This is a genomic window from Kribbella solani, from assembly GCF_014205295.1.
Classification (GTDB): Bacteria; Actinomycetota; Actinomycetes; order Propionibacteriales; family Kribbellaceae; genus Kribbella; species Kribbella solani.
In genome coordinates, this window is the sequence record NZ_JACHNF010000001.1 from 2230252 (window position 1) to 2245066 (window position 14815).

Genomic DNA, 14815 nt, shown 5'->3' on the forward strand with positions numbered 1-14815 from the left:
GGGTCGCCGTTGGCACCCGGCAGTTGGGTGGTGCGAGACTTGCGGGCGTGCTGACGACCTCCGCCTCCGTCCGGTTCACGGTCTGGACGAACGCGATGCTGACCGGCGCCTGCGACCCGGACACCGCCGCCCAGAAGATCCTCGGTGACGACGTCGGTCATCACGTCGCCGGGCTGGCCGGTCATCCCGAGCCGGCCACGCTGCCGGTCGCGCTGAACCTGCTGCGCGCCGCTGGTACGACGCAGGCGCACCTCGCGCTGCCCGTACCTGGCGATCCGATCGGCCTGGCCGGGCCGCCGCCCTTCAACGAGGCCGCGCTGGAGACGGGCGAGGCGGTGGTGCTGACCGGGCCGGAGATCGGGTTGATCCCGGCGTACGTCGGCCCGGCGGTGCAATGGTCCGTACTGCCGGCCGCGAGTCCACTGCCCGCGGACTTCGGCGAGGCGGATCGTGCGTTGCGGCTGGCGCTGATCGATGCGGCCGAGTCGCTGGCCGCGCTCGATGTGGCGCGGTGGAAGCCGGAGGTCGCCGATGCGCTGATCGACATCCGGAAGATCGGTCGGGGTAGTGGCGACGAGTTGGCTCCCGGGTACGAACCGCGGGCGGTGAAGGCGGCCGCGACGGCGCGGCGGTGCCTGGCGATCGCGGACGCGGCGCTCGAAGACGACGGCGCCGCGGTCACCGGCGCCGAGGCGGACGCCCGCCGCCGCGCACTGCTCGACCTGGCCGCCGCGGCCCGCCGAGCCCTCGTAGCCGCCTGCGCGCCACCCCCACTCACCTAACCCACCCACGCCTGCTCCGACCAGCGCAGCCGCCATTTGGGTGGTTAACCCCGTACGTTGCCCCTTAGCACCTCGCAGGCGGGAGGTGAAGAGGCGATTTGCGGGGTTAACCACCCAAACGGTGGGCGCGCTGGGTGACTGGGATTCGGACCGGGCGGCGGGGGTTCCGGGGATTTGGGTAGCGTTCGGGGTGCGATGACTGATCCCGGTGAGGTTGAGAACGCGGCCGAACGGCCGACGCTGCTGGTGACGTTGACGGGTACCGACCGGCCGGGGCTGACGTCCGCGGTGCTGTCGACGCTCGCGACCCGTGGGCTCGAGGTGATCGACGCCGAGCAGGTCGTGCTGCGTGGCCGGCTGGTGCTCGGCGTGCTGCTGTCGGCACCCCGCGACCACAAGAACCTGAAGGAAGAGCTGAAGGCGCTCGCCGACGTGCTCGACGTCGACATCTCGGTGAAGAAGGGTGTCGGCGACAACGAACCCCGCCGGCAGGGCCGCAGCCAGGTGACCGTGATCGGGCATCCGCTGACCGCCGCCGGGCTGGCCGCGGTGGCCGGCCGGATCGCCGACACCGGCGCGAACATCGACCGGATCAGCCGAATGGCCCGGTACCCGGTGACCGCGATGGAGATCGCCGTGTCCGGCGCCGAGCCGGAAACACTTCGCAGCGTGCTCGCGCAGGAGGGCGTACGCCAGCACCTGGACATCGCCGTCCAGGACGGCGGCCTGTACCGGCGGGCGAAGCGGCTGATCGTGATGGATGTCGACTCCACGCTGATCCAGGGCGAGGTGATCGAGATGCTCGCCGCCCACGCGGGACGGCTGGAAGAGGTCGCCGCCGTCACCGAGAAGGCGATGCGTGGCGAGCTCGACTTCGCCGACTCGCTGCGGCACCGGGTCGCCGCACTCGAAGGCCTGCCGGCGACCGCGCTCGACGAGGTGTACGCCGCGATCGAGCTGGCGCCCGGCGCGCGGACCTTGGTGCGTACGTTGAAGCGGCTCGGCTACCAGTTCGCGATCGTCAGTGGCGGATTCAGCCAGATCACCGACAAGCTGGCCGCCGAGCTCGGCATCGACTACGCGAAGGCGAACGAGCTGGAGATCGTCGACGGCAAACTCACCGGCCGCGTGGTCGGCGAGATCGTCGACCGTCCCGGCAAGGCGACCGCGCTGCGCGGCTTCGCGGTCCGGTCCGGTACGCCGCTGACGCAGACGGTCGCGATCGGCGACGGCGCGAACGACCTGGACATGCTCGCCGCGGCCGGTCTCGGCGTCGCGTTCAACGCCAAACCGGTGGTCCGCGCGGCCGCCGACACCCACCTCAGCGTCCCGTATCTGGACACCATCCTCTACCTCCTCGGCATCACCCGCGAGGAAGTCGAAACCGCCGACGCGGACACGCCGGCCTGACCGGCCGGTTGCCCCCGGCGGGCCCCTACGATCCGTGATCGTGACCGAAACCGCCGCTGCCGAGCAGCAGTCCGATCGACGACGGAGGGCGGTCACCGTGACCGGCCCGAACCGGCCGATGGTGCTGTCAACCGTCGTGAAAACCTTTGCCGACGAGGGCCTCGCGCCCACCGGGATCAACCACATGGTCGTCGGGGACCAGCTGATCTTCAGCCTCGAGGTCAACGAATCAACCGCCGGCGCCACGCCCGGCGGGGGTACGGCCGGCGGGGGTGCTGCCGCCGGCGGCACGGTGCAGGGCGCTTTGGACCGGCTTGCGCTCGGGCCGGAATTCACCGTCAGCGTGTCGGATGCCGGCGTGTCCGGCCAGCGACCAGTGGATCGCCATCGGGTGACGGTGTTCGGCGACCAGCTGAGCTCCGCGGGCGTGGCCGCGATCACCGGACGGCTGGCCGGTGCCGGTGGGCAGTTGGACCGGATTCAATCGCTCGCCGCGAACAACGCCGCGTACCAGCTCGACGTGTCCGGCGTCGACCCGGCCACGATCCGGCGGATCGTCCGCGGATTGCCCGAGATGGACGGGATCGACGTGGCGGTCCAGCCCGGCGCGCCGTCCGGACGGCACCTGATCGTGCTCGACGTGGACCAGACGTTCATCCAGAACGAGGTGATCGAGCTGCTCGCCGCGGAGGCCGGACCGGAGGTCGAGGCACGGGTCAAGGAGGTGACCGCGCGGGCGATGCGCGGCGAACTCGACTTCGCGGAATCGCTGCACGAACGGGTCGCCCTGCTCGAAGGGCTGGACGAGGGCGTGTTCGACCGGGTGTACGACAAGATCAAGCTGACGCCCGGCGTGGCGATGATGGTGATGACCGCGCAGGCGAACGGTGACGAGATCGGGCTGATCAGCGGTGGCTTCACCCAGATCACCGACCGGCTCGCGGACGAGTACGGCATCAACCGCGCGTACACCGCGGCGAACACGCTGGAGGTCGTCGACGGGAAGCTGACCGGGCGGGTCACCGGCGAGGTGATCGACCGGGCCGCGAAGGCGCGGAAGCTGCAGGAGTTCGCCGACCGGGCGAACATCCCGATGGACCGGACGATCGCGATCGGCGACGGCGCGAACGACCTGGACATGATCCAGGCGGCCGGCGTCGGGATCGCCTTCCACGCCAAGCCGATCGTCAACGCGGCCGCTCCGGCCACGATCACACCGAAGGACATGCGCGGGGTGCTGTACGTCCGCGGCGTACCGCAGGACCGTCACGCACGACCCAACCCCACCCACCCCACCACCGCCCCGGCCGCCGCATCCACCACCTCCCGCCCACCCCACCGCCCCGCCGACCGCACCGCCCACCAACGCTGACCAAGCCGACTTCGGGAAGCCACCGCGCATTTCCGGTGCCGAAAAGTGCGCGGTGGCTTCCCAAAGTCGGGGACGGACGCGGGGGGCGGGGCGGGGTTGGTCGGTGGGGGGTGGGATTGGAATTAAGCTTCGGGTATGTCTGATCTGCAGGGTGGGCCTGGTGCCCTGTTCGCCATCGGTGGTGCCGAGGACAAGCTGAAGAAGCGCACGGTGCTGCAGGAGTTCGTGCAGGCGGCGGGTGGGTCCAAGGCGCGGATCGTGGTGGTGCCGACGGCGTCCGCGCTCGGGCCGGACGTGATCGACGTGTACCGGGCGCTGTTCGCCGCGCTCGGCGCCGAGAGCGTGGTCGGCGTCCGCCCGGAGAACCGGGAGGACGCCGACGACCCCACCTTCATCGCGCCGCTGCACGACGCGACCGGGATCTTCATGACCGGCGGCAATCAGCTGAAGCTCGCCGGCGTCGTCACCGGTACGGCGTTCGGCCGCGCGGTCACCGCCGCGCACGCCCGCGGCGCGACCGTCGGTGGTACGTCGGCCGGCGCGAGCATCCTGGCCGAGCACATGATCGCGTTCGGCCGGTCCGGCGCGACGCCGCGACAGCGGATGAGTCAGCTGTCCGGCGGGCTCGGCCTGGTTCAGGGCGCGATCGTTGATCAGCACTTCGCCCAGCGCAACCGGTACGGCCGGCTGCTGTCGCTGGTCGCGCAGTCCCCCGGCCTGCTCGGGATCGGCGTCGACGAAGACACCGCCGCGGTCGTACGAGGGAGCCATCTTGAGGTCGTCGGCCGGGGCGCGGTGACGATCTTCGACGGTACGCGGATCAAGTCGAACGCGCACAACGCGAAGCGCTCCGAGCCGATCCTGGCCTCCGGCGTCGTACTGCACGTGCTGCCCGCCACCGCGACCTTCGACCTGCAGAACCGGGTGCTGCTGTCGTACGGCCCGCAGCCGCCTGCCGCGGAGATCGCCGAACTGGCCGCCGCCGAAGCGGACCTGCGGAAGCTCGCGAAGGAGATCGCCGCCGAGGGGGTGTCACCCAGGTACTACGCGGAACGGAAGCGGCGCGAGGACCGCCGGACCCGAGCGATCCGTCCGGTGGCCGCTGGGGAGTCCAGACCGGAGGCGACCGAGCCGATCCCGGCCGGCGCCGACCCCGACCTCCCCGACCGCACGCACCCAGGACAGTGAAGCCTCCGAATGACCGACACGCACGCCCCCGCCCAAGTTCCCGCGCCTGACCTGAAGATCATCGAGACCCGCGTCTACCGCGGCCCGAACATCTGGAGCTACGACCCCGCGATCCACCTCGTGGTCGACCTCGGCTCGCTGGAGAACTTCCCTTCGAACACCATCCCCGGCTTCACCGAGCAGTTGCTCGCCGACCTCCCCCGGCTCGACCAGCACCACTGCTCGCGGGGCCGACGCGGCGGTTTCATCGAGCGCCTGCACGAGGGCACCTGGCTCGGCCACATCGCCGAGCACGTGGCGCTGCAGTTGCAGCAGGAGGCCGGCCACGACATGCGTCGCGGCAAGACCCGCCAGGTCAAGGGCTCGCCCGGCATCTACAACATCACGTACGCGTACGCGGACGAGGCCGTCGGTCTTGCCGCCGGTGAACTCGCCGTCCGGTGCGTGAACCAGCTCGTCCAGCCGGACCCGGAGTTCGACTTCACCACCGAGCTGGAGAAGTTCATCAAGCAGGCGGAGCGGACCGCGTTCGGCCCGTCCACGCAGGCGATCGTCGACGAGGCGGTGTCCCGCGACATCCCGTGGATCCGGCTGAACAAGGCCAGTCTGGTGCAGCTCGGTCAGGGCGTACACGCGAAGCGCATCCGGGCCACGATGACGTCGGAGACCGGGTCGATCGCGGTGGATGTTGCCAGCGACAAGGACCTGACCACCCGGCTGCTCGCGTCCGCCGGGTTGCCGGTGCCGCGGTCGGAGTCGGTGCGTACGGTCGACGAAGCGGTCGCGATCGCCGGCAAGATCGGGTACCCGGTGGTGTGCAAGCCGCTGGACGGCAACCACGGCCGTGGCGTCTGCCTGAACCTGCAGGACGCCGGCGCCGTGCGCGAGGCGTTCCCGATCGCCGCCGAACAGTCCCGGCGCGGCTGGGTGATCGTGGAGAACTTCGTCACCGGCAAGGACTACCGGTGCCTGATCATCAACGGCCGGATGGAGGCGATCGCCGAACGGGTCCCCGCCCATGTGGTCGGCGACGGCGTACACACGGTGGCCGAGCTGGTCGACATCACCAACGCCGACCCGCGCCGTGGCGTCGGCCACGAGAAGATCCTGACCCGGATCACGATCAACAACGCGGCCCGGCAGCTGGTCCGCGATCAGGGCTTCGAGCTGGACGACGTACCGCCCGAGGACGAGATGGTGAAGCTGACGCTCACCGGGAACATGTCCACCGGCGGGATCTCGATCGACCGGACCTGGGAGGCGCACCCGGAGAACGTCGAGATCGCCGAGGAGGCGGCCCGGATGATCGGGCTGGACATCGCCGGCATCGACTTCATCTGCCCGGACATCACCCAGCCGGTCCGTGAGACCGGCGGCGCGATCTGCGAGGTGAACGCGGCGCCGGGGTTCCGGATGCACACCAACCCGACCATCGGCGAGCCGCAGTACATCGCCAAGCCGGTCGTGGACATGCTGTTCCCGCCCGGCGCGACCAGCCGGATTCCGATCGTCGCGGTCACCGGTACGAACGGCAAGACCACCACCGCGCGGATGATCAGCCACGTCTTCAAGGGTCTCGGCCGCAAGGTGGGGATGACGTCCACCGACGGCATCGTGATCGACGAGCGGCTGGTGATCCGGCAGGACGCGTCCGGCCCGAAGTCGGCGCGGATGGTGCTGCAGAACCCGCGGGTCGACTTCGCCGTGTTCGAGGTGGCGCGCGGTGGAATCCTGCGCGAAGGCCTCGGGTACGAGCGCAACGACGTCGCGGTGGTGCTGAACGTCCAGCCGGATCACCTCGGCCTGCGCGGGATCGAGACGCTCGAGCAGCTCGCCGACGTGAAGGCGGTGCTGGTCGAGGCGGTACCACGGACCGGGTTCGCCGTCCTGAACGCGGACGACCCGCTGGTACGCAAGATGCGGCGGAAGTGCTCCGGCCAGGTCGTGTGGTTCAGCATGGCCGAGCCGGGCAGCGAGGTCCGTGACTACATCGACGGGCACTGCCGTCGCGGCGGGCGGGCCGTCGTCCTGGAGCGGTCCGACCTGGGCGACATGATCGTGGTGAAGCACGGCCGCCGGTCGATGCAGCTGGCGTGGACTCATTTGCTGCCGGCAACCTTCGGCGGGCGGGCGATGATGAACGTGCAGAACGCGATGGCCGCCGCCGCGGCCGCGTTCGCGGCGGGTGCGCCGTTGCACGACATCCGGCAGGGGCTGCGTACGTTCAGCACCTCGTACTACCTGTCGCCTGGCCGGCTGAACGAGATCGACGTCGACGGGCGGAGCGTGATCGTCGACTACTGCCACAACGCCCCGGCGATGCGGATGCTCGGCGACTTCGTCGACAGGCTCGGTGAGAGCCTGAGCGCGTCGTCGGAGCTCGGCCGGCCGTCGCGGATCGGCGTAGTCGCGACGGCCGGCGACCGGCGCGATGACGACATTCGTGAGTTGGGTGAGGTCGCGGCACAGCACTTCGATGTGGTCGTCGTGCGCGAGGACGCGCGGTTGCGCGGGCGGAAGCGCGGCGAGTCGGCGGAGCTGGTGACGGCCGGGGTGCGGGCCGCGATGGCGGACGGCGCCCGGTGCCGGCGGGTTGAGGTCGTGCTCGACGAGCTGGACGCGGTCCGGTACTCGCTCGGGCTGTCCAATCCGGGCGACCTGGTTGTGTTGTGCGTCGACCAGCATCAGTCCGTACTGACCGAGCTGGAGTCGGTTTCGCACCTGGCCCAGGCCGGCGCGCGGTCCGGCGACGAAGGCGGCGACCCGGACTTCGTCCAGCCGGACGAGGTTGTCCAGCCGGACGAGGGGTCCGAGTCGCCGAGCCTTGCCGCGCCAACGGTCGTCTAGGCCGCCAGCGCGTCGACCGGAGGCGTCCAGAGGGTGCGTACGGTCGTCGGGAGCGTGGCGACGAACGCGAGGACGAACGCTCCGCCGACCACGCCGAGGTAGATCGCGAGCGGACCGCTCGGCAGCAGCGATCCGGTCCGCACCATGCTGTACGGCGCGACCATGACCGCGGCTGTGATCGTGCCGAGCACGGTCGCCAGCGCCCCGGTCAGGACGCTCTCGGCCAGCACCATCCCGAGTACCTGACCGCGAGTCGCCGCCGTCAGCCGGAGCAGACCGAACTCCGGCTTGCGGCGACGCGTGGCCGCGATCAGTGTGTTCAGGACCAGGATCGTGCAGAACGCCACGATCATCGCGACGACCAGGTAGTTCACCGATGACAGCTGGGCGGCGTCGTTCGCGGCGCCCTGGTTGACGCTGTCCTCGGTCGACTGCTGGTACAGCGTGCCGGTCGCGATGCCGATCAAGAGCACCAGTGGGGTCACGACCACGGCCGCCCGCCCGGGCTGTACGACGAGGGTGCGACCGGCGAGCCGGAGCGGCGCACCGGGCAGCCGGGTGGCGAGGCGGCCGAGTGCCGGGATCATCGCGGGGCTCAGGAGTGCGAGACCGACGGCCAGCGCGACTCCCGCGGGTCCTGCCGTGCTCGACAACATCGGTCCGTTCGGCATCGCGAAGGTGGTGCTGCCGAGGGCGACGCCGACGACTGTGCAGACCAGGCCGGCATTGCGGCGTACCCGGCCGAGTGCCTTTCCGCGGGTCATGGTCGCGGCGGCAATGGCGCGTACTGGTGGTACGGCGCCTGCCCGGCGGCCGGCGACGACTGCCGCCAGCACCGCGGTCGCCAGGGAGAGCACCGCGCCGGTGGCGATCGTCAGCGCGCCGACCTGCGCATCGAGGCCGTCCGGGACGAAGCCGGCGGTGCTCAGGCGGGACAGGACGAACGTACCCAGGCCGATGCCGGGGATGATGCCCAGGGCAATCATCGGGACGGCGACCGTGAGTACCTCGGCCAGGACGATGGTGCGGACCTGACCCGATGACGCCACGATCGCCCGGAGCAGGGCGAGCTCGCGTTCGCGCTGCTGGACGGTCAGGGCGATGGTCGACGCGACGCCGAAGGTGACGATCAGGACGGTCCAACCGCCGAGGATCGAAGGCAGGATGACCAAGGTGTCGGTGCCGTCAGCACCTGGTGAGAGTCCGGTTTCGAGGAGCAGGGCGAAGGCGGTCAGGAGCGTGGTGCCCGCGAAGAGCACCGCGCCCGCGGCGGCGTACGCGGTCCACCGCTTCCGGACCGTACGAAGAGCAAAGCGGATCATCGGGTCGCTCCGGTCATTGTGGAGTGCGGCGCGGGGCGGGCGCCTAGTTGCGTGAGGCGGGTGGCGATGGCTTCTGGGCCTGGGGTGTCTACGACGTCGGCGATCCGGCCGTCGGCGAAGAACACCACCCGGTCCGCGTACGCGGCGGCGACCGGGTCGTGGGTGACCATCACGACGGTCTGGCGGGACGCCGACTCACGCAGCAGCGCGAGGACCTCCCCGGCCGCGGTGGTGTCGAGGGCGCCGGTTGGTTCGTCGGCGAAGATCACGGCCGGTTCGGTCAGCAGGGCACGCGCGATCGCGACGCGCTGCTGCTGGCCGCCGGAGAGTTCGCTCGGGTAGTGGTCGGCACGCTCGGCCAGACCGAGGCGTTCGAGTAGCTGGTCGACGGCACCCGCGCGGGTACGCCGTCCGCCGAGCTCCTGCGGTAGGAGGACGTTCTGGCGGACGGTCAGCGTCGGAAGCAGGTTGAACGCCTGGAAGACGAACCCGAGCCGGTTGCGGCGGAGACGGGTCAGCGACCGGTCGTCCAGGCTGGTGAGTTCCACGCCGTCCACGACGACGGAGCCGGAGGTCGGCCGGTCGAGGCCGGCGGCGCAGTTCAGCAGGCTGCTCTTGCCCGAGCCGGACGGTCCCATCACGGCGGTGAAGCTGCCGGCCGGGAAGGCGATGGATACGTCGTCCAGAGCGGTCACGGCGCTGGGGCCTTCGCCGTACGTCTTGACCGCGTGACGCAGCTCGACGGCGGGTCCTGCGTATGGTGTACGAGTCATGAGTACACCGTACGCAGCGGCGGTTGCGTCACTCAGGCGTCGTAGCTCTACAAGCTTGGTGGTGGTAGGTCTACTGGGTCGCGCCGCTGGCGTGACGAAACTATAGTTGGTGGTGGTTTCGTCACGGGAGAGGTGCGGGATGGATACGTGTCAGGTGTGCGGGCGCGAGTTGGAGCGCAGCGAGGTGGGGAGACCGCGGCGGTACTGCAGCCGGGCCTGCCGATCGAAGGCGTACCGGCAGCGGGTCGCGGCGGCACCCACCAACGCCGACACAATGCATGTAGTAGGTGGCTCGGCGCCCGCTGCGGGTGGGTTGACGGTTTCGGGGATTGTGGGGGCGGCGGTCGCGCTTGGGGATCTGGAGGGGGCGGATGCGGTGTCGATGCGGCGGATTGCCGAGCGGCTGGGGGCTGGGGTGATGTCGTTGTACCGGCATGTGCGGAGTCAGGTGGAACTGGTCGACCTGATGGTCGATCAGGTGTTCGGCGAGCGGGAACTACCGGATCTCGCGCATTGGTCAGGCCCACCCGGCTGGCGGGCCAAACTGGAGCTGTCGGCGCGCACCGAGTGGGACGTGTACCGCGCCCACCCGTGGGTCGCCCGCCTGGTCGCCTCCACCACCCGTCCCCCGCTCGCGCCGAACCGGATGGCCTACACCGACTGGCGCATCCGCGCGCTCGACGACACCGGCCTCCCCTTCGCCACGATGGCGCAGATCTCCTTCGTCGTCAGCACCCAGGTACACGGCGCCGCGCTAGGCCTGGAAGCCGAGACGGAAGCGCTCCGCACCAGCGACCTGTCCCGCGACGAGTGGACCGCGAACCGTCAGGGTGCCGTCGAGCTTGCTCTCAGCACCGGCCGGCTCCCGATGATCGCCCGCTTCGGCCGGCCCGAGTACGAGGCCTCCACCCCGGACCGGATCTTCGACTTCGGCCTCACTCGCCTCCTGGACGGCATCGCTGCCCTGATACCCGGCGAGGCACCGGCTAGGTGACCGGATCGCGCCGAGCCAGGAGCCGCCGGCGAGGTTCCTGTTCGTCGATCCAGTCGAGGTCTTCGGAAAGGACGGCGTCGTTGGAGCGGTCCGCGTACGGGTCGGCCGGCGGTGGTGGCGGCGGAAGGGCACGGAGTTTGAGCGCGACCATCGGGATCGCCAGAAGTACGCCGACCACCATCCACGGCCAGTACTCGCGCAGCAGCGGCTCGAAGGACTGGAAGAACGCTTCGGTGGACGCGTTGCCGACGGCATCCATCGGCTTGCCGGACTGGCGGCTGACCAGCTGGATCGCATCGACCAGGCCGAAGCACACCAGGTAGGCAGCGGCGAGTGGCAGCCAGTACGACGCCGAGCGCCAGCCGCGCTTCCAGCACGCGAGGTACAGCAACAGCGCGAGGCCCGCGCCGACCAGCAACCCGTTGAGCTGCCACAGCCACTTCCAGTCGGCCAGTTGCTCAGCCGGGCGCAAGGCGTACCAGGCAACCGGAAGCGCCAGCGCGAACGCCGCAACCACCGTGCTCCGGCTCCCCCACGCGCCGAACGCTCCGCCGAGTGCGCTTGCCACCAGCAACGTGATCAGCAGGTTCCGCTCCGCGAACGAGTTCCCGGTCAGCCACCACATGCCCCCGGCAACGATGAGCACGATCGGTACGGCGATCCGGATCCGCCCGATCAGCAGCCCCGCCAGTACGCCACCGGCGAAGCCACCGAGGACGAGCAGGTCGACGCGCAACGGCACGAAGGCGGTCGTACCCTCCGGGAGACCCTTCAGGTACGTCGCGGAGAAGCCGCCCACGAACCAGGCGACCACCGCGGCCGGAATCGACCACAGGTAGCGCATCACAAACCCCGTTCCCACCCCGCCGATCCCATCGGAAGGGGCGGACGGGGTCAGTGCTGGGCTCTCTCGACCTTGCTCTTCAAGACTTCCGGTGTGTCGACAGTAGCTCCCTCGGACCGCAACCAGCTGTCAAGACTCGCCCGATCCTGCAGAGTCATGACGGCCACCACGTCCCCGGCCCGCGCCTCGGCGACCAGTGCCTGCGTCGCGGCCAGCTCGGTCGGGTACGCCGGCACGTCCTCGACGCCCACCGAGGCGGCACCCGCCCGGAACACCGCCTCCAGCTCCTCCGGCGGCCGGCCGCGCAGGTACTCGCTCTTGTGCCCGAGCGTGACCCGGTCCGCCGCCCGCGCACCCATCGCGCCGAGGGTCGCGACCATCTCGTCGGCCCGGTCCCCGGGCGAACCCATCGCCAGCATCAGCCGGCCGCCGGGCGGACGGACGCCGTTCATGATCTCGATCAGCGCCTCCAGCCCGGCTTCGTTGTGCGCGAGGTCGATCACGACGGTGAAGTCGCGCAGCGAGTACATGTTCATCCGGCCGGGGTTGTTCTCGTTCGGCGCGAACGTGGTCAGGCCCTCGATCACCGCCGCCCGCGGCAGCCCGAGCCCGAGCGCCGCCGACGCCGCGGCGAGGGTGTTCTCGACGTTGTAGTGCGACAGCCCGGACAGCGTCATCGGTACGTCGACCACCTTGACCAGCGGCTCCGGGTCGCGGGCCTGGTCGAGCACGGTGACGAACCCGTCCAGTACGGTCGTCGCCCGGCCGCCCTCGTCCAGTACGGTCCGGATCGACGGCGCGTCGGGGTCACGGGAGAACACCCAGCACTTCGCCGGCGAGCCGAGCCGCATCGCGAACGTCCGCGGGTCGTCGCCGTTCACCACGCACCAGCCGCGCGGCCGGGTGATCTGGGTGATGACCGCCTTCACCTCGGCGAGCTGGTCGATGGTGTCGATGCCGCCCAGGCCGAGGTGGTCGGCGGTCACGTTGGTGACGACGGAGACATCGTTGTACGCCACGCCGATGCCCCGGCGGAGGATGCCGCCGCGCGCGGTCTCGGTGACCGCGAGCTGGATGCCCAGCTGGGACAGCACCTGCCCGGCGCCGCTCGGCCCGGAGAAGTCGCCGTACTTGACCAGTTCGCCGTCGAAGTACACGCCGTCGGTGCTCGACCAGCCGACGTGCAGCCCGGCGGCGCGGCCGATGTGCGCGATCATCCGCGAAGTGGTGGTCTTGCCGTTCGTCCCGGTCACCGCGACCACCGGGACCTTCGGCCGCAGCGTCGGCGGCGCGTTGCCCGGCGGCTCGTTCCGGACCCGGTCGCCGACGGTCGCGATCAGGTCGCTCAGGTCGGCCTCGTGATCGGGGCGGAACGCGTCCAGTACCTCGACGATCCCGGCGCCGAGCGCGCGGGCGCGGCCCTCGTGCGCCCACGGGAACGCGACCACCAGCCGCCGGACGTCGGTCTCCGGGCGGACCCGGACGCCGATCCGGCCGATGCCGGCGGCGCGGGCGATCCGGCGGACCACGTGCCCGGCGACCCGGATCGCGAACCGCTGCCGGAACCCGGACCCGATCCGGCCCGGCCGGGTACTACCAAGCCCGATCGCCTGCGCGTACACCTTCGCGGCCGGCGCGGGCGCGTCCACCAGCGCCGACACGTCCAGGGTCAGCTTCACCGCGGCACGACTGAAGTACAGGTTGGCACCGTCGAGAACCCGGAGCTCGACCAGAGCTGTGGCCATCAGGCACCCATCGCGTGGTAGCCGCCGTCGACGTGGACGATCTCGCCGGTGGTCGAGGGGAAGAAGTCACTCAGCAGCGCCACGATCGTCCGGCCGGTCGGCTCCAGGTCGGTCGGGTCCCAGCCCAGCGGAGCGCGCTCCAGCCACGGGCCCTCGAACTTCTCGAACCCCGGGATCGCCTTCGCGGCGAGCGTCTTCAGCGGCCCGGCCGAGACCAGGTTGCACCGGATGCCCTGGGCACCGAGATCACGCGCCAGGTACCGGCTGGTGGACTCCAGCGCCGCCTTCGCGACCCCCATCCAGTCGTACCCGGGCCAGGCGACGGTCGCGTCGAAGGTCATGCCGACGACGCTGCCACCACGGCTCATCATCGGCGCGCACGCGACCGCGAGTGCCTTCAGGCTGTACGCCGAGACGTGGACCGCGTGCGACACGTCGTCCCACGGGCCGTCCAGGAACTTGCCGCCGAGGATCGTCTCCGGGTTCCCGTACGCGATCGAGTGCACCACCCCGTCCAGACCGTCGACGTGCTCGCGGACGGCATCCGGAAGGGCGGCCAGGTGGTCCGGATTCGTGACGTCGAGCTCCAGTACCGGCGGCTCGGTGGGTAGCCGTTTGGCGATCCGTCTGGTGATGCCGAGCGCGCGGCCGAAGTTGGAGATGAGCACGGTCGCGCCCTGCTCCTGCGCGACTTTGGCGGTCGCGAAACCGATCGAGGTGTCGAGCGTGACGCCCGCGACCAGGATGCGCTTGCCGTCGAGGATGCCCACCGGCGGGACCTTTCTAAGAACGAAACGGGATTGTCAGTTGCCCATGCCGATGCCGCCGTCGACCGGGATCACCGCGCCGGTGATGTAGCCGGCCTCCTCGGACGACAGCCAGCGGACCGCGTTCGCGATCTCCTCGGTCCGGCCGAACCGGCCGAGCGGGATCTGGCCCAGGTACTGCTTCTGGGTGTCCTCGGGCAGCACCGCGGTCATGTCGGTCTCGACGAACCCGGGCGCGACCACGTTCGCGGTGATGCCACGGCTGCCGAGCTCGCGGGCGATCGAGCGGGCCATCCCGATCAGGCCGGACTTGCTGGCCGCGTAGTTCACCTGGCCCGGCGAACCGAGCAGGCCGACCACCGAGGAGATGAACACGATCCGGCCCCTGCGCAGCCGCAGCATGCCCTTCGCGGCCCGGCGCGCGACCCGGAACGAACCAGTCAGGTTGGTCTCGATGACCGCGTCCCAGTCGTCGTCGGACATCCGCAGCAGCAGCGTGTCGCGGGTGATGCCGGCGTTCGCCACCAGTACCTCGACCGGGCCGTGCTGCTCGGCGATGGTCTCGAACGCGGCATCCACCTGCTCCTGGTCGGTGATGTCGCACTTCACCCCGAGGAACCCGTCCGGTGGCGGGCTGGTGTTGTACGTGACCGCGACCTGATCGCCGGCCTCCTTGAACGCCGTCGCGATCGCCAGCCCGATCCCCCGGCTGCCGCCGGTCACCAACACAGACCTACCCACGAACTCCTCCTCACACGTCACCAGTCGGCA

Annotated in this window: 12 protein-coding genes; 6 read left to right on the forward strand and 6 right to left on the reverse strand. The window is 70.5% G+C overall.

Features of this window, described 5'->3' with window-relative positions; genetic code table 11:
• Positions 1-47 precede the first annotated feature (47 nt).
• The 5 genes from HDA44_RS09995 (at position 48) to cphA (ending at position 7599) form a co-directional block, all read left to right on the forward strand.
• The gene (locus tag HDA44_RS09995; protein ID WP_337905799.1) at positions 48-782 is read left to right on the forward strand and encodes a hypothetical protein; all 735 of its coding nucleotides are present in this window, start codon (positions 48-50) and stop codon (positions 780-782) included.
• Positions 783-977: 195 nt separating this feature from the next.
• Positions 978-2192: a phosphoserine phosphatase SerB gene (gene serB, locus HDA44_RS10000; RefSeq protein WP_184833176.1), complete on the forward strand. Its 1215-nt coding sequence runs from the start codon at positions 978-980 to the stop codon at positions 2190-2192.
• Between the two features lie 40 nt (positions 2193-2232).
• Positions 2233-3564: a phosphoserine phosphatase SerB gene (serB, locus tag HDA44_RS38460; protein ID WP_202887292.1), complete on the forward strand. Its 1332-nt coding sequence runs from the start codon at positions 2233-2235 to the stop codon at positions 3562-3564.
• Positions 3565-3699: 135 nt separating this feature from the next.
• Positions 3700-4752, forward strand: coding sequence for a cyanophycinase (locus tag HDA44_RS10010; protein WP_184833178.1), 1053 nt, complete (start codon positions 3700-3702; stop codon positions 4750-4752).
• Between the two features lie 9 nt (positions 4753-4761).
• Entirely contained in the window at positions 4762-7599 is a 2838-nt protein-coding gene (gene cphA / locus HDA44_RS10015; protein WP_184833180.1) for a cyanophycin synthetase, read from the forward strand.
• On the opposite strand, the gene HDA44_RS10020 is transcribed toward cphA, so the two are convergent.
• A complete protein-coding gene (locus tag HDA44_RS10020; protein ID WP_184833182.1) occupies positions 7596-8921 on the reverse strand; it encodes an ABC transporter permease in 1326 nt (441 codons plus the stop codon). The genes cphA and HDA44_RS10020 overlap by 4 nt on opposite strands.
• Positions 8918-9694, reverse strand: coding sequence for an ABC transporter ATP-binding protein (locus HDA44_RS10025; RefSeq protein WP_184833184.1), 777 nt, complete (start codon positions 9692-9694; stop codon positions 8918-8920). The genes HDA44_RS10020 and HDA44_RS10025 overlap by 4 nt, the downstream gene beginning before the upstream one ends.
• 139 nt (positions 9695-9833) lie before the next feature.
• Here HDA44_RS10025 and HDA44_RS10030 point away from each other — a divergent pair, with 139 nt between their 5' ends.
• Entirely contained in the window at positions 9834-10688 is an 855-nt protein-coding gene (locus tag HDA44_RS10030) for a TetR/AcrR family transcriptional regulator (protein WP_184833186.1), read from the forward strand.
• Here the strand turns inward: HDA44_RS10030 and HDA44_RS10035 are convergent.
• Genes HDA44_RS10035 through fabG form a run of 4 tightly spaced genes read right to left on the reverse strand, consistent with a single transcriptional unit; the run spans position 10681 to position 14785 of the window.
• Positions 10681-11550, reverse strand: a complete 870-nt coding sequence (locus HDA44_RS10035; protein WP_337905801.1) for a hypothetical protein — start codon at positions 11548-11550, stop codon at positions 10681-10683. The genes HDA44_RS10030 and HDA44_RS10035 overlap by 8 nt on opposite strands.
• Before the next feature lie 32 nt (positions 11551-11582).
• The gene (locus tag HDA44_RS10040) at positions 11583-13277 is read right to left on the reverse strand and encodes a Mur ligase family protein (RefSeq protein ID WP_184833188.1); all 1695 of its coding nucleotides are present in this window, start codon (positions 13275-13277) and stop codon (positions 11583-11585) included.
• On the reverse strand, positions 13277-14047 hold the full coding sequence (gene fabI, locus HDA44_RS10045; RefSeq protein ID WP_184833190.1) for an enoyl-ACP reductase FabI: 771 nt from the start codon (positions 14045-14047) through the stop codon (positions 13277-13279). Before fabI ends, HDA44_RS10040 begins: the two co-directional genes overlap by 1 nt.
• A gap of 33 nt (positions 14048-14080) precedes the next feature.
• The gene (fabG, locus tag HDA44_RS10050; protein ID WP_184833192.1) at positions 14081-14785 is read right to left on the reverse strand and encodes a 3-oxoacyl-[acyl-carrier-protein] reductase; all 705 of its coding nucleotides are present in this window, start codon (positions 14783-14785) and stop codon (positions 14081-14083) included.
• Positions 14786-14815 lie beyond the last annotated feature (30 nt).

Bases quoted from the DNA above. Each gene is read 5' to 3' on its own strand.
- serB (WP_184833176.1), top strand. From the start codon at position 978: ATGACTGATCCCGGTGAGGTTGAGAACGCGGCCGAACGGCCGACGCTG.
- HDA44_RS10010 (WP_184833178.1), top strand. From the start codon at position 3,700: ATGTCTGATCTGCAGGGTGGGCCTGGTGCCCTGTTCGCCATCGGTGGT.
- cphA (WP_184833180.1), top strand. From the start codon at position 4,762: ATGACCGACACGCACGCCCCCGCCCAAGTTCCCGCGCCTGACCTGAAG.
- HDA44_RS10020 (WP_184833182.1), bottom strand. From the start codon at position 8,921: ATGATCCGCTTTGCTCTTCGTACGGTCCGGAAGCGGTGGACCGCGTAC.
- HDA44_RS10025 (WP_184833184.1), bottom strand. From the start codon at position 9,694: ATGACTCGTACACCATACGCAGGACCCGCCGTCGAGCTGCGTCACGCG.
- HDA44_RS10030 (WP_184833186.1), top strand. From the start codon at position 9,834: ATGGATACGTGTCAGGTGTGCGGGCGCGAGTTGGAGCGCAGCGAGGTG.
- HDA44_RS10040 (WP_184833188.1), bottom strand. From the start codon at position 13,277: ATGGCCACAGCTCTGGTCGAGCTCCGGGTTCTCGACGGTGCCAACCTG.